This is a genomic window from Cuneatibacter sp. NSJ-177 (assembly GCF_022867805.1).
In the GTDB taxonomy this organism is placed as follows: Bacteria; Bacillota; Clostridia; order Lachnospirales; family Lachnospiraceae; genus Pseudolachnospira.
The window spans coordinates 1,052,456-1,075,593 of record NZ_JALIFO010000006.1 but is presented as its reverse complement, the minus strand read 5'-3'; the positions used below and the strand labels follow the sequence as shown (position 1 = coordinate 1,075,593).

Below are 23,138 nucleotides of genomic sequence, written 5' to 3'. Positions count from 1 at the left end.
CACGGTCTCTCCCAATTTTTACATTTAAAAAAATGTAGGGGACCGGAGGCTGATAATCCCTATAAAGGGTCGGATTTACACGGAAGCTTTTCGCATGGTAGACTCAGGGCAGATGCAGCAATATTCGATATATTGATATTGTTTTATCAAATAATTCGTAAAGGAGAGACTGTTATGAGCAACAAAATTGATGATCGCCTTCCGAAAGAAGTGGGTGCGGGCGCTCTGCCGGTGCATCCCGCCGTCAAGACACCTTGGGAGAAGCTCATCTCCTTCCATGACGCCTACCACTATGCCTGCCGTCACCATGCGGCCATCGGCGCCGTCTTCCAGGAGGCGCTTCGGATTCTGATGCCGGACTATGAGGAGCGAATCACCCTGATGTGCAACACAGACGTCGGCGTCAAGAATTACGTCTTCAACAAGATGGAGATTGCTCCCGGCGCTCTCTACCGCGATTATCACGCGGCAAAGCATTTCCTGCATCCTTTCTTTAAAGGTACGGATGAAACCGGAGGATTTCAGGCCGGCGCGTTCGGCGACAACGGAGATGAACGCCTCCTGATGCAGGGCCGTGTCAATGATCTCGGCACCTACCGGGTTGAAAAGGAACTGGATGCCTGTCCCTGGGATATCATGGGATCTGAAATCTGCCGCGTCTCCACCGCTTCCCTGGAAGAAATCGGAAGGGCCTACGGCAAAGACTGCGAATACAGCATGGTGGAAGCCAGAGGTTGCGGGGATCTTCACTGCCGCGTTGTCTGTGAGAATCGGAAAAAATTCCCGATGCCGGAACGGAAAGCCGTCTGGGATAACTTTGGGCCGATTGCCACGGAAGATCAGATTAAGTTTACCCCCAGAGAAGAAATGTACACCGAGCCCCAGCAGATGCGCGGGGAATGCGGATACAAATACCGCAACGGCATGTGCATGGAAATGGACGCCAATGACTATTACCGGGACGGCGCCGTCACTTACGCTCTCGGCAGTGACTACGTCATCAACCCGCTGAACGCTCTGGAAAAATCAGGGAAATTTACCAAAGAGCAGATTGACAATACGATTGTCTGCCTGTTCGAGGGCGCAGGAAAGATGATGTTCGCCGAATCCTTTGCCATCAAAGGGCTCCGCGACTGGCTTGGGGTTCCGGAAGGCATGAACGACGGCCGCGTTCTGGGCGGCTACATCGAAGTGTTGCTCCAAAGTATTCAATGTAAATATGAGATTGTCGCCTTCAACAAAGAAGAAGTCGTCTACGAGATCGACCGCAAGCTCTTCGGCCGCGGCCTCAACCGGATGACCACCGCCTACACGGCGTTCTGGTATGGAATGGCTAAGACTCTGATCAGTCCGGAATGGTCCGTCTTCGAGGAGACCGAAGGGGTCGGAGAAGAAATTTACCGAATTAAGATCACAAAGCTGATTGACAAATTCTGCCGCTGACGACAAAAAATCGAGGATTGGAGGGTTCTTTACATGTACAAAAACGTATACAAATACGACGATATGAAGCGGGCGGAGCATATGGCCGTCCGAAACACCGCAGGCTGGTATCTCTATACCCATGAACTGCTGGAGGTCACCGGCGAAGACGCCAGTGCATTTTTAGACTATCTCTACGCCAACCCCATCGGTAACCTGGCTCCCAGCCGCGCCCGGTACACTACCATGCTGGATGAGGAGGGCCGTATTCTGGACGATGTGGTCATTTTCCGCTTGGAAGAAAAGAAATTCTGGGTCTCCACCCTTTACACCAGGAAAGTGATCCCTTGGTACGACGCCCATAAAGGAACTTATCAGGTGGAATACAAAAACATCACGCCTCAGTGGGATATGTATGCCATTCAAGGACCGAAATCCCAGGAAATCCTAAACGAAATCCTACAGACACCGCTGGACGGCCAGAAATTCTTCCAGATTCTGGACAATACGCTGGATGGCGTACCGGTCAAAATCAATCGCGGCGGCTTTACCGGAGAAAAGCTGGGATACGAACTGTATGTCGCCCCGGAGCACACCCGTCTGGTCATCGACCGTCTGCGGGAAGTCTGCCCCAAATACGGTGCAAAACAGGTCACGGATATTCAGGTGATGGTCTGGTCCCTGCCCACGGAAAAAGGATTTTATTTGATGTGTGACATCGGCTGGGCGAATCCGCTGGAAGTCGGCCTGGACCGGGGCATTGGCTGGGACAAAGAATTTATCGGCAAAGAAGCTCTGCTGAAAGTAAGGGAGGAAGGCCCGAAACGAAGCCTGCTTGGCTTTACCGTGGAGGAGGACGATATCTTCATCCCGGCGAAGAATATCGGCGGCCCCGGCACCCCGGTTCTGTTTCAGGGCGAAGAAGCCGGCCGTGTGACCAAGGTCACCTACAGCTACTGCATGGAAAAAAACATTGGCTACGCTTTGGTTGACAATTCCAAGGTAAAAATCGGAGATTCCGTCATGCTGCACGGTTTTGAGGCAGTACTGACCGACAAAGTATTTATTTAAAAGGAGACGGAAATGAAATATAAGGCTTTGATCTATCATGCGGCGAAAAACTTATCTTTTGAAGAGCGGGAAATGCCGGAGTGCGGGGAAAACGACGTGATCTTGAAAAACGTCGTGGCCAGCATCTGCGGATCCGACACGGATACCTGGCTCAACGGCGGGGAGATGCACTACTTTCCGGCGGATGTGGAATTCGGGCACGAGGTCTCCTGCGTAGTCCATGAAGTCGGAAAGAATGTGAAGGGAATCCAAGTGGGCGACCGCGTTGCGCCTTTCCCTCTGCTGACCACTCCCAACAGCCGGAAAGCCGGTTTTCTCGGCGGATTTTCTGAGTACATCTACTGTACCAATGCCAGTTACGACTATAACCTTTTCCCTCTGCCGGAAAACGTGTCGGACAGGGAAGCTTCGCTGATCGAGCCCATGTCCGTGGGCATCCGCGGCGCAGACATTGTGCCGGTCACGGAAAAGTCCATCGCCCTGATCCTGGGCGCCGGTTTCGTCGGTTTTAGTCTGGCAGCGGCTCTGGCAGACAAGGGCGTGCCCCGCAGCAACATTACTTTGGTGGACCGCTGTGAAAACCGTCTCGCCTTTTGCCGGAAAGAAGGTTTCAACGCAGTCTCCACCAATCAGGATAACTGGCAGCAAGAAGTCTTCCAGTACACAGGAAGCGCCTACTGCGTCTACGGCCCCGGTTCCAACGCCGACGTGATCTACGACTGCGCCGGCAGCATCAACCCCAACAGCACAGCCCCTACCTTGATGGAACAGGGCATGAAAATGCTCAAATACGGCGGCAAGATGGTAGCTGTAGGCGTTCACCGCCGCCAGGTCAACATCAACATGCCGAAGCTGGTCTTCGGACTGCAGGACATTCTCTGCGGCAGCGGCAACACAAAGAATTATTTTGAGAAAGCCATTGAGATTTTGGCCTCCAAACAATTTGACTTTGAGGGCGCCATCACCCGGTCCTACAAACACGATGACGCGATCGATGCCATTGTCTCCACCTGCGACGCGTCCAGCTGCATCAAGGTCGTCATCGACTACCGCAAATAAAGGAGGCGCGCCATGAAACAGGTAACCGTCATTACCGGCGGCGCCGGGGGCATGGGCTTTGCCACGGCAAACATCTTTGGACGGCAGGGGGAAACCCTCCTCTTATGCGATGTCAAGGAGGATGCTCTGGAAACATCCGCCGCTATTTTGCGGAGGCAGAACATGGAAGTGTATACGGCTGTCGTTGACGTCGGCCGTCCGGATTTGGTGCAGGCGGCCGCGCAGAAAGCAGATTCTCTCGGCCGGATCCATAACATCGTTCACACTGCCGGCTTATCCCCGATCCTGGTGGCGGATCTCCCTGATGACTCGGCCGGCGCAGGCATCATGCGGGTCAACGGAATGGGAACCGTACATATGGTGGAAGCCTTTTATCCTCTGCTGAAAGAAGGCGCTTCCATGGTCTGCTTCACTTCCTCCGCCGCCTATCTGATGCCTCAGATTCCGGAACCCATGCTAAATGTGTTTAACCTGGTTCTGCATGATCGGGAGCATTTTGAGGACGCATTCATGAAGCTGGCAAAAGACGGGCCGGGCCGGGCTTATATGTTCGGCAAGCTGTTCGTCCTCCACTACGTCCGGATGAACGCCGGCCGGTTCGGCCATAAGGGCTGCCGGATCAACTCCATCGCTCCCGGCCGCATCGTCACTCCCATGCACCGGGCTCTGATCGACAAGGAACCGGAACGCATTGAGGGCGAACTGGCTACGATGCCCCTGGGCCGCTATGGCTCCGCTTATGAAATCGGAAATCTAGCGGAATTTTTGTGCAGTTACCGTGCCTCCTACCTCAACGGCATCGATATCCTGATGGACGACGGCACGCAGGCCTTCACTTCCACCCCGCAGCTTCCCGACTGACCCTTGCCGCAGCGCATGCCCCTGCCGTCTTTTTGTGCGGGGCTGCGCGCTCCGGCAGCTGCTTATCGTTTGAGATTGGAGAAAAAGTATGCTACAGCTGAATATCAAAAGTAAAGGATTGTACCTCTTTGCCGTGCTCATCCTCTGTACCGGCCTGCAGCTGTTTATGTACGGCGGAAACACCGCCGTCGGCCCGCTGCTGACCTCTCTGGACGGATACCAGTTTTACTCCCTCGTCTCTGCCCTGGGCTCTGCGGGGACGATGATCGCTCTGCCCGCCGTCGGCGCCATCGGCAACAAAATCGGCCGTCGCAACGTTGTCTTTCTGGGCGTCGCCATCATGCTCGCCGCCCGCACAGCCATTCAGTTTTCCGGCGGCGTCTATCTGTTCATGGTCTGGCAGACTTTAGGTTCATTTGGAGCAGGCCTGATCATGTCCGCGCCCTATGCTATGATCGCCGAGGTTTTTGAGCGCACCACCGCTATGAAGCACTACGGCCTGATCGCCACGTTCAACGCCATTGGTTCTCTGACTGGCCCGCTGCTGGCCGGTGTTCTGGTCGACGCCGGTTATCTGAAGCTTCCCTTCATCATCTGGATTCCGCTGATTGCCGTCGGCATCGCGATCATCGCAGTGGCCTATCCGAATGTGAAGCGCGACACCGGGAAGAAATTCGATACCACCGGTCTGATCTATCTGGCGGTTCTGGTTGCATCCCTGGTCCTTTGGCTCGGCCTCTCCGGCAGCCTCTTCCCTTGGCTCAGCGCCGGACTGATCCTGCCCGTCCTCGTGGTGGTGATGGCGATCCTTTTGTTCACACATTCCAATAAGATCTCCAACCCGACGGTTCCGCTTTATATTTTTAAATACAAACGGTTCCGCGCGGCTTTCTTCTCCAATATCCTGCTGGTCACTTTTTCTACCTGCGCCTCCGGATATGTGCTGATTTACATTCTTTACACCATGCAGAAATCCACGACTCTCGGCTCCACCTCCACCATGCCCAGCACCATTTTGATCATGATCTGCGGCCTGTTCATGGGGCGGATCCTGGCAAAAAACTTTATCAAGAACATCCGAGTTCTAATGATCCTCTGCGCCTTCTGCATCCTGGCTGCACTGAGCTGTTTCTGCCTGCTGCAGCCGGATTCCTCCATGGCTCTGGTCTGGATCGGCTCCGCCCTCGGCGGCATCGGCAATTCCATTGCTCAGACCTGCCTGACCCCCTTCTTCCAGTTCGGCCTGCCGCCGGAAGACTACGCGGCCGCTCAAGGAATGTATACGTTCTCCGGGACCTGCGGCTCCACCGTCTTCGTCGCGGTAGTCGGCGTGCTGGTGAACCTTACCGGCGGCAATATCAAGGTGGTCTTCTATTCCGCCGCGTTCCTGGCTCTGATCAATGTGATTCTGGTTCTGCTCCGCGTCCGGATCACCGATCAGGACGCCGCTGAGGTAGCTGCTTTGGAAAACAAATAGGCGGCTATCCTTCCTTCGGTTCTAAAAAAGACGGCTCTCGGTTTTCACGACCGAGAGCCGTCTTTTTTGATTGATACGGAAATTCCGTTCAAAGGATTCTCCCTGTCCGTATTCAATATGTTTTATCAATCTATTTGTCAACACAGGATCCGCTTATTCATCGAATCCCCCCTTTGGCCGCCGCTCTGATTCCCGGCCGAAAGATCCGCTTGACAAATTGAATTCAACACTTATAATTAAGTATGACAAATAAGGGAGCGTCACGCTGAGAGGAAGCCCTGCTTCGACCTGACCTGATGCGGATAATGCCGCCGGAGGGATATTTGTTTCTGTCGAATAAGCTTGATCAGATGGAAAGGAATGTGCCCCGCGCATTCCTTTTTTGTCCGTCCGAGGGGGAGCGCCCTGGGATGTGCGGCAGGTCCGACGCCTGCCGGTACCATGCGATGGGAATCCATGTTCTGGAGTGAGAGGAAGCCAGTAAGCTTCGACCGACCCGAATCACCGGAGAAAACCGGACTGAGCCGTATAAGGGGATACCCAGGCCCAAGTGTCCGGAAAAATCGCATGCTCTGCCGCCTCTGCTTTTTTCATTTCACCGGAGATTCAACGAAATTCAAAAAGCGAGGTATTTCATTATGTCGAAGCCCAAGTCCAATGCTGCTGTTCTAAGAATGGTCATGCTGTCCATGCTGATTGCCATCGGCGTGGTCATCTCCCCGATTCTGCGTGTCGAGGGCATGTGCCCGATGGCCCACCTGATCAATATCACTTGCTCGGTCTTTCTGGGCCCCTGGTATTCCCTGCTCTGCGCCACGATGATCGGTATCATCCGAATGCTGTTCATGGGAATTCCGCCGCTGGCTCTGACTGGAGCTGTATTCGGAGCCTTTCTCTCCGGTCTGCTGTACCGTGTATCCGGCGGTAAGATCATTTTCGCCGTGCTGGGCGAAGTAATCGGCACCGGCATCATCGGCGCTATCGTGTCCTACCCGGTCATGACCTACATCGTCGGCCGCACCGGCTTGACCTGGATGTTCTATGTCCCGTCCTTCATCGGAGGAACCTTGATCGGCGGCACCATCGCCTTCCTTTTCCTGAAGGCGCTGACAAAAAATCATATGCTTGGAAAAATTCAGGCAGCTCTGGGAGTGAACGTCTATGACAGAAAGAAAAACGAATCTGCTACCAAAAGCGAGGCAACAGCTTAAAAATCTGGCCCCCCTGATCCATTGCATCACCAATCCCATCTCCATCAACGACTGCGCCAATGCCCTTTTAGCCGTGGGCGCCCGTCCGATCATGGCCGAGCACCCCAAGGAGACGGAAGAAATCACGGCCACAGCCGCGGCCTTAACTGTAAATCTGGGAAATATCACGGATGCCCGGATGGAATCCATGCTCCTCTCCGGAAAAAAGGCAAAGGAACTGGAAATCCCACGGATTATCGACGTGGTCGGGGTTAGCTGCAGCAGACTCCGCCTGGCCTATGCCGGGCATTTTATCAATGTCTGTACCCCTTCTGTGATCAAGGGGAACCTGGCGGAAATCAAGAGCCTCTGCGGAGAGGACATCTCCTCCACTGGCATCGACGCCTCCGACCAGGATCAGATTTCCCAGGACAATCTGCCGTACCGGGCCACAGCGGCGAAACAGTTGGCAAAAAAGACCGGCGCGGTGATTCTGGCCAGCGGGAAAACGGATCTGATCACCGACGGAGACCAGGTGTTTCTGGTGAATAACGGCTGCGCACAGATGGCTCGATTGACCGGAACCGGCTGTATGCTGAACGTATTGACCGGAGCGTTTCTCTCGGTCCTGCCCCCCATGGACGCTGCCTTGCTCGCCACTGCATTCTTTGGAATCTGCGGCGAGGAGGCCGAGACTCCGGACGGCATGGGAAGTTTTCACGTCCGGCTCCTGGATCAGCTGGACCGAATTACCGGCGAAACCCTGGAATGCCGCGCGCGCATCACCCAATACCATGAGGAGGAAATCTATGAACCCCGTTGATCTGACCCTGTACCTTGTGACCGACAGCTCCTACCACACCAACGAGAGTTTCCTTTGGACCATCGAGGAGGCCTGCAAAGGCGGCGTATCTCTCGTGCAGCTCCGGGAAAAATCCGGCGGCCGCGATTATCTGTGGACCGCTTTCCAAGTAAAAGAAATCACCGACCGCTACCATATCCCTTTGATCATCGACGACCGGGTGGACGTCGCTCTGGCCTGCGGCGCCGCCGGCGTCCATGTGGGGCAGTCGGATATCCCGGTGGCCTTTGCAAGGAAACTGATGGGCCCGGATAAAATCGTCGGAGCCACGGCCAAAACGGTTCCCCAAGCCCTGGAAGCCTATGAGCAGGGCGCCGATTACCTGGGAGTCGGAGCCATCTATCCGACCACCACCAAGGTGAAAACGATTCTGACAAAGGTGGAGACCTTGAATGAAATCGCGGATGCGGCGCCGATCCCGCTGGTGGCCATCGGCGGGCTGAACGCCGGAAATCTGGATATCCTGAAAGGGGCACGGATGGACGGAATCGCGGTGGTATCTGCGATCATGAAGTCGAAGACGCCGCGGGAAGCGGCGGAGGAATTGTGCCGGTTAAGTTTAGAATTATAAGAAAAACACCATATTTCCCTCTGGAATCTGATAGGGCAAATATGGTGTTTTTTTCGCACATCCGGCGATTCAAAGGGAATCGCTGTGCTGCTTTTTCCAGGCTTTCACCTGTTCCATTCTTGTTTTTATCTTTGCTTCCAGCCCCTGTTCCGTAGGCCGGTAATATTCTCGTCCCAGGAGCGAATCGGGAAGGCACTGCATGCTGGTCAGTTTCTCCTGGGTATTGTGGGCGTACTGATAGCCCTTTCCGTAGTCCAGATCCTTCATCAGGCGGGTAACCCCGTTGCGGATCACCAAGGGGACCGGATCCGCCAGCTGAGTTAAGGCATCCTTCTTTGCGTGCTCGTAGGCCGTATATAAAGCGTTTGATTTTGGGGCCGCCGACAGATAGATCACTGCCTCGGTCAGATTCACCGTGCATTCCGGCATTCCGATAAAATGGCAGGCCTGATAAGCGGCCACGGCGATCTCCAGGGCGCGGGGATCCGCCAGCCCAATATCCTCGCTGGCAAAACGGATCACCCGCCGCGCTACATACAAGGGATCCTCCCCCGCTTCCAACATCCGGGCCAGCCAATAGACCGCAGCGTCCGGATCGGAATTGCGCATGGATTTGTGAAGCGCGGAAATCAGATTATAGTGCTCCTCCCCTTTCTTATCATAGAGAAGCGACTTTTTCGAGATACATTGTTCCAAAGTTTCCGGGGAAACAGTGATTTCACCGCTGCCGTCCATATCGCCGTTCAGCACGACCATCTCCAGTGTGGAAAGAGCCGCGCGGGCATCCCCGTTGGAGAAGTTTGCGATCATCTCCAGCATCTCGCCGGAGATATGGATCTTTTGCCCGCCAAAGCCACGGGGATCTTTTAGCGCGCGGGCCAAGAGTCCGGTCAGCTCCTCGGTTTTCAGGGCCTGCAAAACAAACACCTTGCAGCGGGAAAGCAAAGCGCTGTTGATCTCAAAAGAAGGATTTTCCGTCGTAGCGCCGATGAGGATAATACTTCCTTTTTCTACGAAAGGGAGGAAAGCGTCTTGCTGGGCTTTATTGAACCGGTGTATCTCATCGACAAATACAATGGTTTTCTCCCCATAACGGCGATTCTCCTCGGCCTGCTGCATCACCCCGCGGATCTCTTTGATTCCGCTGGTTACCGCAGAAAAATCAATGAAAGCCGCCTGGGTACGGCCCGCAATAATGCGGGCCAGGGTGGTTTTCCCAACGCCAGGAGGCCCCCAAAACACCATAGAAGAAATCTGATCACTTTCAATCAGGCGGCGAAGCACCTTCCCCTCGCCCAACAGATGGGTCTGGCCGGCGAATTCCTCCAACGTCTGCGGGCGCAGTCTGGCCGCTAAAGGCTGGTTCGTCATGCCGTCAAAAAGTGTCAGTTGTTCCATGGGGCTCCCTCCTGTCAGAATCGTACTCTTCACGTTACGCCAGCAAATCAACCTCTGAAATGTTCTGCAGCCCGCCCGGCGTCAGCGCCAATGCCTGCACATATTCTTGAGGAGCGCCGTTTATCTCCCGGATCCCTGCCGCTTTTGCCGTCATAAAGCCAAAACGGGAATAAAAGATCGGATGGCCGATCAAAAAGATGGCTTCATACTGCCTCTTTTTTGCTTTCTCCAGGGCAGCCTGAATCAAGGAAGAGGCAACCCCCTGGTGGCGGTACTCTTCCCTCGTGCAGACCGGCGACAGCAGCAAGCTTTTTTCGCCGTTTCTCGTCTTCGACCGGGGGAGCTCCGACAGCATCAGATAGCCAATCACCTGACTCTTCTCCTCAACCACCAGGGACAGTTCCGGGACAAAACGGTCTCCGGAGCGAATCGTGGAAAAAAAGTCTCTTTCATTCCCGTCTGAAATCAAAGTGCTCTGAAAGATTGTTCTGACTAATGTATCGATTTCCGGAAAATCTCCCTCCCGCTCCTCGCGAACCAGCCATTTTTTTTTCATGCGTCTTCCCATTTTTTCTCTATTTTTTCCTCCATAACTTTGATTCCATGGTAAAGGAACTCATTGTACGGTGTCGGGATGCCAAACTCCTTTCCCATTCGCACGACTGCCCCGGAAAACATGTCCACCTCCGTCTTCCTCCCGGCCCTCAGATCCTGGAGAGTGGACGGAGTGTTGAGAGGGTTCAGATAGGTTTTCACCCGGATCTCCTGCTTATCGATTTCCTCCGCTTTCAGCGCAATCCCTTTTTGATGGGCAATCTCCAAAACCTCAAGCATAGCGTGACGCCACAGAAAACTGGCATGCTCGCTGACCCGGTAAGCCCCGTAAGGGATATCTAGCAGAGCTCCCACCATGTTTCCTCCAATATTCGCCATAAATTTAGACCACAGGGAATACTGCATATCCGGGTCCACCGCATAGGGAATCCCGCACAGATCAAAGACCTCCGCAATCGCCCGGACCCGCTCGGAATAGCCGTTTTCATTGCATTTTTCCCCAAAATGAATTTCACCGCGGTCATTTTCAAACACAATATCGTCCTGTTTTCTCACGGACGAAAGACGCATCAGCGCATAAAGAACATGATCCCAGCCATAGACGGCAGCCACCTTTTCTTCGCTCTCCACTCCGTTCAGCAAAGGCAGGATCTGGGTCTCCCCTCCCATTTGATTTTTTATATCGGCAATCGCCTGGTCTAAACCCGATGCTTTCACGGCGAGAAGAATAAGATCCGCCGGATTCCCTTCTTCCTCCGGGGAGATCACAGGAAAATGGTGGATGACACCGTTGATCCGAACGCCTTGTTCCAGACGAGCTTTCCGCTCTCCCCCGGCCAATATCCGAAATTGATCCGGCCCCAAGGCTTCGGCCATCCGCGGTGCAAAAAATGCTCCGATTGCTCCAAGCCCAACCAGCGTAACAGTTTTATCTTTCATATATTTCGCCTCCGACTACCAATGATTGTCTCTATTATACAAAAAGCTCCGGCATTTTGCCAGAGCCATCTGTATTTTTTCGGAAAATTTCCTGGCTTTCTCGGAGCTATTTGTATCCCTGATCCGATCCAGCCCGATGGCGGGTAAGATCAGAATCCCAATCTTTCGGATGGGAATTACTCCTTGGGGAAACGAATGGTAATCCGTGTCCCTTTCCCCAACTCACTGATCAGTTTTAAATCCGCATGGTGATACTGAGCGCCATGCTTGACGATGGAAAGTCCCAGGCCGGTTCCCCCGGTCTCCTTGGACCGGCTTTTATCCACCCGGTAAAACCGCTCGAATACCCGGCTCCGGCTTTCCTCCGGAATTCCGATTCCCGTATCCTCCACCGTCAGAACCGTACCGTCCTCCAAAGGTTCCACCCAGACTTCCACTGTGCCGCCGGCGCGGTTGTACTTCACAGCGTTATCACACAAATTTGCGATCATTTCCTCCAAAATTCTGCGGCTTCCGCATACTTTAGCCGGGCGTCCCGCAACCGTAAGCGTGACCTCCTTTTGGCAGGCATTTTCCTGAAAACGGGCTCCGACCTCCTTGGCCAGAGTAAACAGTTCCACCGGCTTTTTCTCCATCTCCTCTTGCCCCTCATCCAACTGGGACAGCCGGATAATATCTTCCACCAGGGCCATCAGACGGCTGGCTTCTTTATAAATCCGCTCCGAAAACCGCGGGACATCCGCTTCCTTCACCAGCCCGTTTTGCAGAAGCTCCGCGTAGCCGGAGATTGACTGCAAAGGCGTCTTCAGCTCATGGGAAACATTGGCGGTGAACTCCCGCCTCTGCTGCTCCGCTTTCTGCCGCTCCGTCACATCGAGAAGCAGTAAAATGCAGCCTTTCAGAATTCCGTCCGCCCAGACCGGATTGGCAAGAAGCTGATAGCTGCGGCCGTCCAGATCCACCAGCCCCTCCCCATTCTCCCCGCCGAGTGCGGCTTCCACGGAATGCTGGACTGCCTCATCCCGGCTGACCCGAAGTATATTGTGGTGGAGGACTTCGTCTTTTTGAACCTGGAATATCTGCCTGGCGCTCTCATTGATGGACAGGACGCTTCCCCGGTTGTCCAGCACCAACAGGCCTTCTCTCATATGATCCGTGATGGACTGAAACTCTTCCTTCTGCTCTTTTAACGCCCGCAGGCTCGCCTCGATTGAGGCGTTCTGCCGGGAAATCCGCAAAAGCAGGGGAGACAGTTCCTCATACATGTCCTGATCCATCGGGGTCTCCAGATCCAGGTTGTTGATCGGCTGGATGATTCGTTTGGTCTGGCGTTTGGCAAAAAGCATGGCGGCTCCAGTCACCAGAACCGCAATCCCTACCAGATACGGCACGCAGCCAAGCACCATGCGGAACACGCTGTCCACGGTTTTGGAAACCCGGAGCACGGTTCCATCTTCCAGCCGGACCGCGTAATAAAAAATCTGCTGTCCCATCGTGCCGGAAAGGCGCGCGTTTTTGCCGCTGCCCTTTATGATTGCATCCTGGACCTCCGGCCTGGAAAGGTGATTGTCGAGGGCCTCCGCCTCGGTTTCACTGTCAAAGAGCACCGTCCCGTCCGAGTCAATCCACGTCAGCCGGTTTTGCACCGACTTATTCCGGATCTCTTCCAGATACACGCTCCCGTCCTGCTCCACGCCCTTGACCAGATATTCCGCCTCGGTCTGGACTTCCAGCTGCATATTGTCGTAAAACTCCTGATAGAGCAAAACAGCAACGGCCAGCGTCGTCACCAGCACCCCGAAAGCCGACAGAAGGCACATGCTGCGAAAAATTCGTTTTTTCATCGATTTCCTCCGATACGGTATCCCATACCGCGGACGGTCTCGATCGCCTGTCCGGCTTCTCCCAACTTATTCCGAAGAGTTCGGATATGTACGTCCACAGTGCGGGTTTCCCCGTCAAAATCATAGCCCCAAATATGAATCAGGAGCTGGTCTCTCGTCAAAACCCTGCCGGAATTCTCCAGAAGGTATTGAAGCAGATCAAATTCTTTTAGCGTCAATGTAATCTCTTCTTCCCCGACAAATACCCGCCGCGCGTCGGAATCCAACTGAATGGAACCGGCCGAAAGCACGGACAGCTTTGGCTGGCGGACGGCCCGGCGGAGCACCGCCTTGACGCGGGAAACCAGCTCCATCATGCCAAAAGGTTTCGCCAGATAATCGTCGGCGCCGCCGTCCAGCCCTTTCACCTTATCGTATTCGCTCCCCTTTGCCGTAGCTAAAATAATAGGAATCTGTTCCGTGCTCCTGCGGCTGCGGAGGCGGTGTAAGATCGAAAGCCCGTCTTCGTCCGGCAGCATGATGTCTAAGAGAACCAGCTCCGGCAGTTCTTTCTCCAAAGCCTCAAAAAAACCGGCTCCGTCCGCAAACCCTTCCGCCTCAAAGCCAGTTGCTCTCAGGGTATAAACCTCCAGTTCCCGGATACTATCATCGTCCTCAACGCAGTAAATCATGATTTCTATCCTTCCTTCTAATTGGGATTGCCGTTCTATGCAAACCTTTGGTCCGCCGGCGGCACGTACCGGCGGCCGTCTGGATTTAAGCATTCCCGCCATGTTTTTCTTTAGCATAACATAAACGGTGTAAGATTTCCGCTCATTTTTTTCTAAAATTCAGTTGACTCCCGTCAGCTCCGCTAGATGTTTAAAGATATCCGTGTTATCCTGCCAGCCGGCAAAGCGTTCCGCCCCCACTCCCAGGGCAAATACCGGCACAGGCTGTCCGCTGTGCTGCCCGGTCGACCATCCGATCCCTGCTTTTTCTGCGATCAGCGTCCCGACCGCCTGGATCAAGGGAGAACGCCCTTTGTAGGCAGTATCTAGGGTCTCCTGATAGGCTTCCTTTAGGAGGTTCCACTCTTCCTCGGATAAAGCAAGTCCCCCTTCTCCCAGGCCAAACCACTCGGCCAGCTCCGACTGAACACTGGTGAAAGCCATCTGCTGTTTTTTATATTGGGTGACCAGTTCTTCTTCATACCTGGCAAAGGAAATCTGCTGCCCGGACAGGAGGTCGAGATGAGTTTTTAGCCCATTTTCCCGATTTCCAATGCTGAGTCCTCCGGTTTCATGATCGCCGGTTACCAAGATCAGCGTATCATCCGGATGCTGCTTCTGAAACCGTACCGCCTCCTGTACCGCCAGATCCAGCCCGGATACCTCTTCGATCATGGTGCGCGCATCATTGGCTTCACATGCCCAGTCGATTTTCCCGGCCTCCGCCATCAGGAAAAAACCATCTCCATTTTGAAGCGCCTGGATTCCCGCCTTTACGCTATCGGCCAGGGTCCATCCCCCGCCCCCATCCAGCAGAAATGGAAGCGCGCCTTTGGCGTCCGTCTCGGATGCCGTGATCCAAACCTTACCGGTCCAATCCACTGTCTGGGGTTTCCCCCATATCATCTGATATCCGGTCTGTTCTGCCAGGGCATAAAGGCTAACGCCTTCTTCCTTCTTTCCGGTCGGTTCCAGCAGGCTTCCTCCGGCAAGAAAATCAAAGCCGCCAGCCAGCAGTTCCCCTCCGATTTCATAGTAGAGATTCCGGGAAGGCTGGTGCGCATAAAAAGCCGCTGGCGTCGCATGATTCAAATTCACAGTCGTTGCCAGCCCGATCCGGAATCCCTTTTGTGCTTTTAATTTCTCTGTGATGCTCTCCGTCCGTACCCCGTCTGCATCCATACCCAGGACACCCGTTTTTGTCTTTTTTCCCGTCGCCATGGCCGTACCCGCGGAAGCAGAATCCGTGCAGAAAGATTCCGCGTTCCCTGTTTCCAGGCTGCCTGTCACCGGGAAGTCCAGGAAGGATAGCGATTCAGGAACCGTCTTTCCGGACTTCTCCAATCCCAGGTAGTCTGCCGTCAGCTGGATCTGGGAATAGCTCATTCCATCCCCGATAAAAAGGAAAATATATTTCGGTGTCTTCTTTGTCTCTGCGGATGCGGCTTCGTATTCTGGAACCGTCTCAGTCGGTTCTTTTTCCTCCGTGCGGCAGCCGGATAAAACCAGGCAGGCCGCGGCCAGGACTGCTATACTTCTGCGAAAGGAACGGAAAGCATCCTGTTTCATGATTTACTGTTACCTATCGGTTCAGATTCTTCTTCCGGTTTTTCGCCTCTGCGGTGAATGCCGGTGATGGAAAACTCCACCCACTCGGCAATATTGACCGCGTGATCTCCGATTTTTTCCAGATATTTTGCCACCATCAACAGATCCAAGGCGCATTCTGCGCCGTCGCCGACCAGTTGCTGCACTAGTCTGCTTTTCATGCTGACAAAGGCGTCGTCCACCACATCATCTTCCCGGATCACCCACTTCGCCAGCTCCAGATCCTGTTTGACATAGGAGTCCACGCTCCTTGTCACCATCTCAATGGCAGTCTCCGCCATCCCAGCCATATCCACGGTCTTAGCGTAGGAACAGAGATCCCGCTCCATCACAATCTCGGAGATATCCGCGGCTTGATTGCCGATCCGCTCCATGTCCGTAATCATTTTCAGGGCCGCCGAGACCTGGCGCAGATCGCGGGCCACCGGCTGCTGATGGAGCAGCAGCTTCAGACAAAGATTTTCCGCCTCCCGCTCCATCCGGTCCGTCTCTCCGGCCGCTTCCAGCGCTTCCTTTGCCTTAGCTGCGTCGCTTTCCATCACAGCCGCCACTGCTTTTCGGATCGCCCGCTCACAGAGCGCCCCCATCTGGATCAGTTCCGTATGCAGTTCTTCCAGTTGCCGGTCAAAACGATTTCTCATCTCATCCAAACCTCCCGGTAATATATTCTTCGGTCCGGGAATCTTGCGGCATCGAAAAGATCTGATCCGTATCCCCGAACTCGATGACCTCCCCCATCAGGAAAAATGCGGTTTTATCTGAAATCCGCACCGCCTGCTGCATGTTATGGGTCACCATGACTATTGTATACCGCTGTTTTAATTCCGCTGCCAGCTCCTCAATCCGCGAAGTGGAGATGGGGTCCAGCGCCGAGGTCGGTTCATCCATCAGGAGAACCTCCGGCTCCACTGCCAGCGCCCGTGCGATACAAAGCCGCTGCTGCTGGCCGCCGGAAAGCCCCAGGGCGCTTTTTTTCAGCCGGTCCTTCACCTCATCCCAGATCGCCGCGCTCCGCAGGGACTTTTCTACAAGCTCATTCAGCTTGGACCGGGAGCGAACGCCATGGGTCCGGGGACCAAAAGCAACATTGTCATAGATGCTCATCGGAAACGGATTCGGTTTTTGAAATACCATACCAACCCGCTTGCGCAGAAGCGTCACGTCCATGTCCCCGTAGATGTCTTCCCCGTCCAGCCGGATGCTCCCGGTGATCCGGCAGCCCTCCACCAGATCGTTCATCCGGTTCAGACATTTCAAGAGCGTGGATTTTCCACACCCCGAAGGACCGATAAACGCCGTGATCTCCCTGGCCGGAATTTGCAGGGAAAGTTTTTTGAGCGCCTGGAATTCGCCGTAATAAAGATCCAGATTGTTCACCTCAAATTTATCCATGGCCGCCTCCTTTTTTCCATTTTCCGGCCGCCAGGGCGGACAAGCCGTTGATCAGGACCACAAGTCCCAGCAGAACCACTGCGGTGGCATACGCCTCATCCACATGCAGGCCTTCCCCCGCCAGCGTGTACATGTGAACGGAAAGCGTCCGGGCGGAAGAAAACAAGTTCTCCGGAAGACTGGCTACGGTTCCCGCCGTATATAAAAGGGCTGCGGTCTCGCCGACCACCCGCCCGACGGACAAAATCACACCGGAGAGGATGCCGGGAACCGCCGGCGGCAGAACAATCCGAAAAATGGTCCGCAGCCTTCCTGCCCCCAGGCCAAAGCTCCCCTCCCGAAAGGAGTCCGGCACCGAGTGAAGCGCTTCTTCGGTGGTGCGCATCATCAAAGGAAGCACCATCACGGCCATGGTGGCGGCTCCGGACAGCAGAGACAACCCAAGCCCCAGTGTGTCGACAAAAAAAATCATGCCGAACAGACCATAGACGATCGAAGGGATTCCCGCCAGGGTTTCCGACGTCAGCCGGATGATGCCCACCAGGCGGTTTCCTCTCTTTGCGTACTCCGTCAGATAGACAGCTGCCCCCACCCCCAGCGGAACCGCTGCAGCCAGCGCCAGTGCGGTCATGGCCAGCGTATTGATCAAGGAAGGAAGCAGCGATACGTTTTCGGACGTATAGGTCCAGGAAAACAGGGACGCCCGCAGATGCGGGATCCCGCGGATAAGGACAAAGCCAATCAGCACTGCTACGAGCGCGGCTGTCAAAATGGCAGATCCCCAGACCAGGAACCATAGCAGCCGGGATAACGGATCTTTTTTCATTCCCCAGCCCTCCTTTTCAGCGCGGAGAAAGACAGGTTGATCAGGAGGATAAAAAGGAATAAAACCACCGCCGTGGCAATCAATGCCTCCCGGTGCAGCCCGGAGGCGTATCCCATCTCCAGTACGATATTGGTGGTCAGCGTCCGCACTCCGTCCAGCAGGCTTTTAGGGATGCGGGCCTGGTTCCCGACCACCATCAAGACTGCCATGGTCTCCCCGACCGCCCGGCCGATCCCCAGCACGACGCCGGCCAGGATACCGGAACGAGCGCCTGGCAGCAAGGCAAAAAACAAGCTCCGCTCCTTGCTTGCTCCCAGAGCCAATCCCCCTTCATAGTACGTCCTTGGAACCGCCCGGATGGCGGCCTCCGCCACGCTGATCACGGTCGGCAGAATCATAAATCCCAAGAGCAGGGAACCGGTCAGGATGGAACTTCCCCTGCCTCCAAAAGTCTCGCGGACAAAGGGAACCAGGATCACCAACGCAAAAAATCCATAGATGACCGAGGGAATCCCAGCTAGCAGATTGACCGCCGGTTTTAAGATCCGATAGATTTTCTCCGGGCAAAAATAGGCCAGGAAAACAGCGGTAAACAGGCCCACCGGCACCCCCAGCAGGATCGCTCCCGCCGTCACATACAGGCTCCCCAGGATCATCGGCAGGATTCCAAAAGTCTCGCTGCCCGGCTTCCAGACCGTTCCGCTTAAAAAGGTAAAGAGGCCGATTTCCCGGAAGGCGGGAAACCCGCCGGCGAACAAAAAGACACAGATCAAGGCAACCGCCAAGATGGACGCACAGGCGCAGAGCAAAAAAAGAATCTGCATTCCTTTTTCCCGAACTGCTTTCATTGCACACCTCCCGCCCCGGACAGGATTTCCCGGAAGCTTTCGATTTCTCCAGTAAAAATCCGCCGCACCTGATCCTTCCCGATGGAGTGAATCGGACAGATTGGATTGACAATCACAAGGATTCCGTCCCGCGCAATCTCCACTCCGGTAATGTTCTGTTTCTGTTCTTCCTCCCGCAGGGACCGGCTGACCATTCCAAGGTCGCAAATCCCCTGGATCGTTGACGTCACGCCGGTGGTGGAGTCATTGGTCTGCAGTTCCACCGTCACATCGGGCTGCCTTTTTTGGTATGCCTCCAAAAGTTTTTCCATCACCGGGCTGACGGAGGAGGATCCGGCCACCACCACTTTCCCCGCCGCATTGCTGTTTTGATAGGCCGCTCCCGCTTCCACCGGGATATATCCGTTTTCCTCGATCAGCTTCTGCCCTTCTGCGCTTAAAATATAGTTTTTAAAATCCTCCGCCGCCGGAGAAAGGGTTTCTCTGCTGACTAAATAAAACGGCCGGGACACCGCATAGGTCCCGTTCCTTACATTCTCCGGCGTCCCCTCAACCCCGTCAATGTTCAATGCCTTCACCGAATTGTTCCAGGACCCCATAGAAATATAGCCGACTGCGGCCGGGTCGCCGGCAACGGCGGTCATCATCACCGCCGTATTGTTGGTGATCTCCGCTTCCACGGTGATTGCATCCTGTTTTTTTCCGTCCGGATCCACCGTCACTGCGCCGAACAGTTCAGTAAAAGCGGTCCGGGTCCCGGAGCCTTCCTCCCTGGAGACCATGTGAATTTCCCCATCCGGATCAAATACCGCCGTCCGGCTGCCGCACCCGGTCAAAAAGGTCAGAAAAAGAAGCATCCCGCCGATCAGAACTTTTTTGTCCATTGTATTCCCTCTTTTTCTACTAAACTAGCATAGATCAGAAATGTTAAGGGAGGCTATCCCCATTGTTAAATCCTTGTAAAATTAGTATTCCTGAAAAAAAAGAAAACATTCAATGGATTTTCTCCTTATTTTTGGCCCAGGCTCTAGTCAAAACTTCAATTTTGTGGTAGACTGTGTTAGAAAATTCCCATCAGGATGAAAGAAATAGGAAGAGAGGAAAGATACATGGCACTTTTACAGGAATGGCAGGATTATGCGGAGAAGCAGGGGACAACCAAGGAAGCCGCACAGGCCTTCTGGACCGATTATTTTCAGAAAGAGCGGGAAGTTTATGAAAAGCTTCTGGTGGAAACTGAGCCTGTTTCCGGCACGGTTCAGGAACTGGCGGACCGTTATGGGATGGACCTCTATCGGATGACCGGTTTTCTGGACGGAATCAATGAAAGCCTGAAAGACCCGAACCCGGTGGAGACCATGGAAGCCGACACGGTCGTCAATCTGGATTACGATAAAGAACTGCTGTATAAGAACATGGTGGACGCCAAGGCGGAATGGCTGTACCAGCTTCCTCAGTGGAACGATCTCTTGACGCCGGAACGCCAAAAAGAGCTTTACAAGGAGCAGCGCCGCGCTGGGACCATTGTCAAGGGTCCGAAGATCGGACGAAATGATCCCTGTCCCTGCGGCAGCGGAAAGAAATATAAATTCTGCTGCGGAAAAGTGAAATAAGACTTCGAAATGAAAAACCCCTCCGGAATCCCCAGTAAAGCGGGAATTTCGGAGGGGTTTTGGCAACGGCAAAAAACTCTGTTCCTTCCCGCTAAAAGATTTGTTTACGCCGGTAATCCCGGTAGAGAACCGGCAGCAGCAGGATTGCCAATAGACTGTACAATACAAGCAGGATCGGGATCGCGCCAACGACTTTTCCTCCCAGCTCATACAGATCAAAAGCTCCTATGATTGCGCTGATTTGCAGCAGCCTGTCCGGCAGCAAGCCCAGGATCTTGTTTACCACAGGGCTATTTAGATTGCCCAGGAACGACGGAATGAAGATCAGAACAAATGGCACCATGACGGCCAGGACCGTCGACTTGGTTTTCGAAGAAACCAGCATCGTAAGAAAAGAGAGGAACAGGCAGCCAATATAGCCTCCCGCAGCCATAAGCACATATTCCTGCCAAATCTGGATGTTAAAAAAACTTTTCCACCCGGAAAACATCACTTGAACGGGACAGGCTGCGCCGTCGGCGCCGTAATAGAACAGCACAACTCCGCTGTACAATAGCATTGCCGCCCAATAAAGGACCGTGACCATGCAGGCCCCAGCTTTGATCTTTGCGGCAACCGCTTTATTTCTGCCATAGGCCGTGGAAAAAAATATCGGATCAGATTTCCACGCAAATTCGTTTGAGAAGATCCCGGCAACCAAAAATCCCAAAATCAGGATTGTTATCATGATGATTTTCGGGGAATAATCAAATAGCTGCGACCATCCCCTCATGTAATCATAGAAAATAGGTGTCTTCAAGGATTCGTATTGTCCGATCAGAAATTCCTTTTCTCTGTCTGTATACTGATCTTTTGCTTCATCCGCCAGCCAGTTCTTCAGCAAGATGATCCGATTGCTATAAAAAAGGGCGGCGTCCTCTGCATTTAAACTGTCCGCCCGGTAGTAATCGTAAGAACGATAATTTTCCCCAAACGATCGGTTGAGCAGATCACGGATATCGTCTATCCCTTGCTGCCAACTGTATGCGATCTCGTTTTCCGACTCATTTTTCGACCTTGCTTCCGGGGTAGCGTTGATCCTTCTGATTTCTCCGATTACCTGCCGCAACCGTTCTTCGTCCAGATCACCGGCCCATTCTTTCTGTGTTTCTCTCAGCTTCCGGGCCGCTGCGAAGCCGGTTTCTTTTTCTCCCTTTTCATTCACATAAGAGACGTCCACGGTCATCCAGCAAATGACGAAAACAATCGCCAGCAGCAACAAAACAGCGATCTTACTGCTTGTCTTTGAAAAAATCTTTTTCAATTCATATTTGATCATCCTCTTGCCCTGCCTTTTCTCCAAAATAATATAAAAAAACATCCTCCAAGGAAGGCGTTTCCAAACAAGCGTTTTCAGCCGGCGGATTCGCCGATATTATCCGAAGCCTGGCGCCGCCGTGAACTGTTTTTACATTGGCTACTTTGTATCTTTTAAGGAAAGAATCCACCATTGCTTTCGGGACTTCGCAGCTCCACACTTTTTCCGGCATGGAATGAATCAGTGTCTCTGCGGTGCCGGACATGGTTATCCGTCCTTTTTTCATCAGAAGAATTTCATTTGCGATGTATTCAATATCTGAAACGATATGGGTCGACAACAATACCAACCGCTCTTCCGACAACTCGCTGATCAGATTGCGAAAGCGGATCCTTTCATTGGGATCTAAGCCCGCCGTCGGTTCATCCAGAATCAGGATCCGGGGATTGTTCAGCATCGCCTGCACGATTCCCGCCCGCCGCTTCATTCCTCCGGACAGCTTCTTCATCTTTTTCTGTTTCATATTGCTAAGTCCCACCTGGGCCAGCAGCGCATCGGTCCTCCGCTTGGCAACGGCAGGCCGCAGTCCTTTTATGGAAGCAATGTACATCAGATAATCATAAACCGTAAAATCAGGATAATATCCAAAATCCTGAGGCAGATAGCCCAAAAGTTTTCGGTACTCGCCGTCCATTGCAAAAATATCCTTCCCATTCCAGGTAACCGATCCGGAGGTCGGCTTGAGCAAGGTACACAAAATTCTCATAAGTGTCGTTTTCCCTGCGCCGTTCACGCCCAAAAGCCCGTAGACTCCGTTTGCCAAAGAATAGGATACATGATCGACTGCCGCAATATCCTGAAATTCCTTGCTGACATCCAAAAGTTTTAATTCCATCCTGTTTTAACCTCCTAAATTTCTATATCCTGTGGCACAGGAGCAATTCAACTGGCATTCCCTGTTTTTGCCCCTTCCAAATGCTATACCCGAAATACAATGCTGATAGGATTAACATGGCAATCCAAACCGGCACGGACACAACCTGATAAATTGCTTCCTTACATACAATCTGCACCCAGACAGCCGTCCAAATCATGCAAAAGAACAATGCCAATAATTCCGAGTTCTCCTTTTTGCTGTACAACAGCCGGAAACAAATGCAGCAAGCCACATTAAAAGGCACAAAAAATTGTATAATCAGCTCTCCGGCCGTCAGTTTAGCCGTCGAGGACGCTGCGATCAGGAATAGACTTAATAAAACTAAATCCACCAGGGCAAAGAGAATCATGCGGGCGGCGTAAACTTGCCGGATCGAGTAAAACGTCGTGCACTCCACCTCACAGGCGCCTGTACTTCTGTTTTTCCTCCTCTCTGCCGTATTGGAACGTGCCTTTATTATTTATAACAGGTTCGGGGCGAAAAAAGATAGTTAAAGTAAAAATATTTTTGAGTGATTGAAATAAGTCAGAAACGCTTCATAGAAATTTTTCCGTGCAATACAAAAGAAAAGCCCCCCAACCACGCCAGATTCAACGTCGATTGGAAAGGCTTTCCTTTTCTTACATCCAACTATAGTAAAAATTTACACGCAAAAACA

Annotated in this window: 24 protein-coding genes and 1 riboswitch; of the genes, 10 read left to right on the top strand and 14 right to left on the bottom strand. The window is 53.3% G+C overall.

Translation table 11 applies throughout. From position 1 onward, the window contains the following. Positions 1-174: 174 nt before the first annotated feature. The 9 genes from MUB23_RS12850 (at position 175) to thiE (ending at position 8,513) form a co-directional block, all read left to right on the top strand. Positions 175-1,443 carry a hypothetical protein gene (locus tag MUB23_RS12850; RefSeq protein ID WP_244800990.1) on the top strand — a complete coding sequence of 423 codons (1,269 nt, stop codon included), beginning with the start codon at positions 175-177 and terminating at the stop codon, positions 1,441-1,443. Between the two features lie 33 nt (positions 1,444-1,476). Further along, positions 1,477-2,493 carry an aminomethyltransferase family protein gene (locus MUB23_RS12845; RefSeq protein WP_244800989.1) on the top strand — a complete coding sequence of 339 codons (1,017 nt, stop codon included), beginning with the start codon at positions 1,477-1,479 and terminating at the stop codon, positions 2,491-2,493. Positions 2,494-2,505: 12 nt separating this feature from the next. Next, entirely contained in the window at positions 2,506-3,552 is a 1,047-nt protein-coding gene (locus MUB23_RS12840) for a zinc-dependent alcohol dehydrogenase (protein WP_244800988.1), read from the top strand. 12 nt (positions 3,553-3,564) lie between these two features. Continuing rightward, the gene (locus tag MUB23_RS12835; RefSeq protein ID WP_244800987.1) at positions 3,565-4,413 is read left to right on the top strand and encodes an SDR family oxidoreductase; all 849 of its coding nucleotides are present in this window, start codon (positions 3,565-3,567) and stop codon (positions 4,411-4,413) included. A gap of 88 nt (positions 4,414-4,501) precedes the next feature. After that, positions 4,502-5,890 (top strand): MFS transporter, encoded by a 1,389-nt coding sequence (locus MUB23_RS12830; protein ID WP_244800986.1) that lies wholly within the window; start codon positions 4,502-4,504, stop codon positions 5,888-5,890. A 241-nt stretch (positions 5,891-6,131) separates the two neighbouring features. After that, a riboswitch (TPP riboswitch) is annotated at positions 6,132-6,228 on the top strand. Next, positions 6,214-6,360, top strand: coding sequence for a PD-(D/E)XK nuclease-like domain-containing protein (locus MUB23_RS12825; RefSeq protein WP_244800985.1), 147 nt, complete (start codon positions 6,214-6,216; stop codon positions 6,358-6,360). Its footprint overlaps the riboswitch before it by 15 nt. Positions 6,361-6,528: 168 nt before the next feature. Next, positions 6,529-7,101, top strand: coding sequence for an energy coupling factor transporter S component ThiW (thiW, locus tag MUB23_RS12820; protein WP_244800984.1), 573 nt, complete (start codon positions 6,529-6,531; stop codon positions 7,099-7,101). Further along, positions 7,052-7,903 carry a hydroxyethylthiazole kinase gene (gene thiM / locus MUB23_RS12815; protein WP_244800983.1) on the top strand — a complete coding sequence of 284 codons (852 nt, stop codon included), beginning with the start codon at positions 7,052-7,054 and terminating at the stop codon, positions 7,901-7,903. Before thiW ends, thiM begins: the two co-directional genes overlap by 50 nt. After that, a complete protein-coding gene (thiE, locus tag MUB23_RS12810) occupies positions 7,890-8,513 on the top strand; it encodes a thiamine phosphate synthase (protein WP_244800982.1) in 624 nt (207 codons plus the stop codon). Before thiM ends, thiE begins: the two co-directional genes overlap by 14 nt. Before the next feature lie 69 nt (positions 8,514-8,582). On the opposite strand, the gene MUB23_RS12805 is transcribed toward thiE, so the two are convergent. From MUB23_RS12805 to MUB23_RS12755, 11 genes are all read right to left on the bottom strand, one after another. Next, a complete protein-coding gene (locus MUB23_RS12805) occupies positions 8,583-9,911 on the bottom strand; it encodes a replication-associated recombination protein A (RefSeq protein WP_244800981.1) in 1,329 nt (442 codons plus the stop codon). A 34-nt stretch (positions 9,912-9,945) separates the two neighbouring features. Next, positions 9,946-10,467, bottom strand: coding sequence for a GNAT family N-acetyltransferase (locus MUB23_RS12800; RefSeq protein WP_244800980.1), 522 nt, complete (start codon positions 10,465-10,467; stop codon positions 9,946-9,948). Next, positions 10,464-11,405, bottom strand: coding sequence for a ketopantoate reductase family protein (locus MUB23_RS12795; protein ID WP_244800979.1), 942 nt, complete (start codon positions 11,403-11,405; stop codon positions 10,464-10,466). The genes MUB23_RS12800 and MUB23_RS12795 overlap by 4 nt, the downstream gene beginning before the upstream one ends. A 176-nt stretch (positions 11,406-11,581) precedes the next feature. Next, the gene (locus tag MUB23_RS12790; RefSeq protein ID WP_244800978.1) at positions 11,582-13,249 is read right to left on the bottom strand and encodes a sensor histidine kinase; all 1,668 of its coding nucleotides are present in this window, start codon (positions 13,247-13,249) and stop codon (positions 11,582-11,584) included. Further along, on the bottom strand, positions 13,246-13,920 hold the full coding sequence (locus MUB23_RS12785) for a winged helix-turn-helix domain-containing protein (RefSeq protein ID WP_244800977.1): 675 nt from the start codon (positions 13,918-13,920) through the stop codon (positions 13,246-13,248). Before MUB23_RS12785 ends, MUB23_RS12790 begins: the two co-directional genes overlap by 4 nt. A gap of 159 nt (positions 13,921-14,079) precedes the next feature. Further along, positions 14,080-15,528, bottom strand: coding sequence for an alkaline phosphatase (locus tag MUB23_RS12780; protein ID WP_244800976.1), 1,449 nt, complete (start codon positions 15,526-15,528; stop codon positions 14,080-14,082). Continuing rightward, positions 15,525-16,208: a phosphate signaling complex protein PhoU gene (gene phoU / locus MUB23_RS12775; RefSeq protein ID WP_244800975.1), complete on the bottom strand. Its 684-nt coding sequence runs from the start codon at positions 16,206-16,208 to the stop codon at positions 15,525-15,527. The genes MUB23_RS12780 and phoU overlap by 4 nt, the downstream gene beginning before the upstream one ends. 1 nt (position 16,209) lies before the next feature. Next, entirely contained in the window at positions 16,210-16,959 is a 750-nt protein-coding gene (pstB, locus tag MUB23_RS12770; protein WP_244800974.1) for a phosphate ABC transporter ATP-binding protein PstB, read from the bottom strand. Next, positions 16,952-17,785 carry a phosphate ABC transporter permease PstA gene (pstA, locus tag MUB23_RS12765; protein WP_244800973.1) on the bottom strand — a complete coding sequence of 278 codons (834 nt, stop codon included), beginning with the start codon at positions 17,783-17,785 and terminating at the stop codon, positions 16,952-16,954. Before pstA ends, pstB begins: the two co-directional genes overlap by 8 nt. Then, positions 17,782-18,633: a phosphate ABC transporter permease subunit PstC gene (gene pstC / locus MUB23_RS12760; protein WP_244800972.1), complete on the bottom strand. Its 852-nt coding sequence runs from the start codon at positions 18,631-18,633 to the stop codon at positions 17,782-17,784. Before pstC ends, pstA begins: the two co-directional genes overlap by 4 nt. After that, entirely contained in the window at positions 18,630-19,517 is an 888-nt protein-coding gene (locus MUB23_RS12755; RefSeq protein WP_244800971.1) for a substrate-binding domain-containing protein, read from the bottom strand. Before MUB23_RS12755 ends, pstC begins: the two co-directional genes overlap by 4 nt. A 225-nt stretch (positions 19,518-19,742) precedes the next feature. On the opposite strand from MUB23_RS12755, the gene MUB23_RS12750 reads away from it, so the two are divergent. Next, on the top strand, positions 19,743-20,246 hold the full coding sequence (locus tag MUB23_RS12750; RefSeq protein ID WP_244800970.1) for an SEC-C metal-binding domain-containing protein: 504 nt from the start codon (positions 19,743-19,745) through the stop codon (positions 20,244-20,246). 91 nt (positions 20,247-20,337) lie between these two features. Here MUB23_RS12750 and MUB23_RS12745 read toward each other — a convergent pair whose 3' ends face one another. The 3 genes from MUB23_RS12745 to MUB23_RS12735 are packed head-to-tail and all read right to left on the bottom strand — an operon-like array spanning position 20,338 to position 22,877. Continuing rightward, complete coding sequence (locus MUB23_RS12745; RefSeq protein WP_244800969.1) at positions 20,338-21,564, bottom strand: ABC transporter permease subunit; 1,227 nt, start codon at positions 21,562-21,564, stop codon at positions 20,338-20,340. After that, the gene (locus MUB23_RS12740; protein WP_244800968.1) at positions 21,551-22,438 is read right to left on the bottom strand and encodes an ABC transporter ATP-binding protein; all 888 of its coding nucleotides are present in this window, start codon (positions 22,436-22,438) and stop codon (positions 21,551-21,553) included. The genes MUB23_RS12745 and MUB23_RS12740 overlap by 14 nt, the downstream gene beginning before the upstream one ends. Positions 22,439-22,460: 22 nt before the next feature. Then, positions 22,461-22,877: a hypothetical protein gene (locus tag MUB23_RS12735; RefSeq protein ID WP_244800967.1), complete on the bottom strand. Its 417-nt coding sequence runs from the start codon at positions 22,875-22,877 to the stop codon at positions 22,461-22,463. Positions 22,878-23,138 lie beyond the last annotated feature (261 nt).

Excerpts from the sequence above, each read along its gene's own strand:
- MUB23_RS12850 (WP_244800990.1), top strand. The coding sequence starts at position 175 with ATGAGCAACAAAATTGATGATCGCCTTCCGAAAGAAGTGGGTGCGGGC.
- MUB23_RS12845 (WP_244800989.1), top strand. The coding sequence starts at position 1,477 with ATGTACAAAAACGTATACAAATACGACGATATGAAGCGGGCGGAGCAT.
- MUB23_RS12840 (WP_244800988.1), top strand. The coding sequence starts at position 2,506 with ATGAAATATAAGGCTTTGATCTATCATGCGGCGAAAAACTTATCTTTT.
- MUB23_RS12835 (WP_244800987.1), top strand. The coding sequence starts at position 3,565 with ATGAAACAGGTAACCGTCATTACCGGCGGCGCCGGGGGCATGGGCTTT.
- MUB23_RS12830 (WP_244800986.1), top strand. The coding sequence starts at position 4,502 with ATGCTACAGCTGAATATCAAAAGTAAAGGATTGTACCTCTTTGCCGTG.
- thiW (WP_244800984.1), top strand. The coding sequence starts at position 6,529 with ATGTCGAAGCCCAAGTCCAATGCTGCTGTTCTAAGAATGGTCATGCTG.
- thiM (WP_244800983.1), top strand. The coding sequence starts at position 7,052 with ATGACAGAAAGAAAAACGAATCTGCTACCAAAAGCGAGGCAACAGCTT.
- thiE (WP_244800982.1), top strand. The coding sequence starts at position 7,890 with ATGAACCCCGTTGATCTGACCCTGTACCTTGTGACCGACAGCTCCTAC.
- MUB23_RS12805 (WP_244800981.1), bottom strand. The coding sequence starts at position 9,911 with ATGGAACAACTGACACTTTTTGACGGCATGACGAACCAGCCTTTAGCG.
- MUB23_RS12800 (WP_244800980.1), bottom strand. The coding sequence starts at position 10,467 with ATGAAAAAAAAATGGCTGGTTCGCGAGGAGCGGGAGGGAGATTTTCCG.
- MUB23_RS12795 (WP_244800979.1), bottom strand. The coding sequence starts at position 11,405 with ATGAAAGATAAAACTGTTACGCTGGTTGGGCTTGGAGCAATCGGAGCA.
- MUB23_RS12790 (WP_244800978.1), bottom strand. The coding sequence starts at position 13,249 with ATGAAAAAACGAATTTTTCGCAGCATGTGCCTTCTGTCGGCTTTCGGG.
- MUB23_RS12785 (WP_244800977.1), bottom strand. The coding sequence starts at position 13,920 with ATGATTTACTGCGTTGAGGACGATGATAGTATCCGGGAACTGGAGGTT.
- MUB23_RS12780 (WP_244800976.1), bottom strand. The coding sequence starts at position 15,528 with ATGAAACAGGATGCTTTCCGTTCCTTTCGCAGAAGTATAGCAGTCCTG.
- phoU (WP_244800975.1), bottom strand. The coding sequence starts at position 16,208 with ATGAGAAATCGTTTTGACCGGCAACTGGAAGAACTGCATACGGAACTG.
- pstB (WP_244800974.1), bottom strand. The coding sequence starts at position 16,959 with ATGGATAAATTTGAGGTGAACAATCTGGATCTTTATTACGGCGAATTC.
- pstA (WP_244800973.1), bottom strand. The coding sequence starts at position 17,785 with ATGAAAAAAGATCCGTTATCCCGGCTGCTATGGTTCCTGGTCTGGGGA.
- pstC (WP_244800972.1), bottom strand. The coding sequence starts at position 18,633 with ATGAAAGCAGTTCGGGAAAAAGGAATGCAGATTCTTTTTTTGCTCTGC.
- MUB23_RS12755 (WP_244800971.1), bottom strand. The coding sequence starts at position 19,517 with ATGGACAAAAAAGTTCTGATCGGCGGGATGCTTCTTTTTCTGACCTTT.
- MUB23_RS12750 (WP_244800970.1), top strand. The coding sequence starts at position 19,743 with ATGGCACTTTTACAGGAATGGCAGGATTATGCGGAGAAGCAGGGGACA.
- MUB23_RS12745 (WP_244800969.1), bottom strand. The coding sequence starts at position 21,564 with ATGATCAAATATGAATTGAAAAAGATTTTTTCAAAGACAAGCAGTAAG.
- MUB23_RS12740 (WP_244800968.1), bottom strand. The coding sequence starts at position 22,438 with ATGGAATTAAAACTTTTGGATGTCAGCAAGGAATTTCAGGATATTGCG.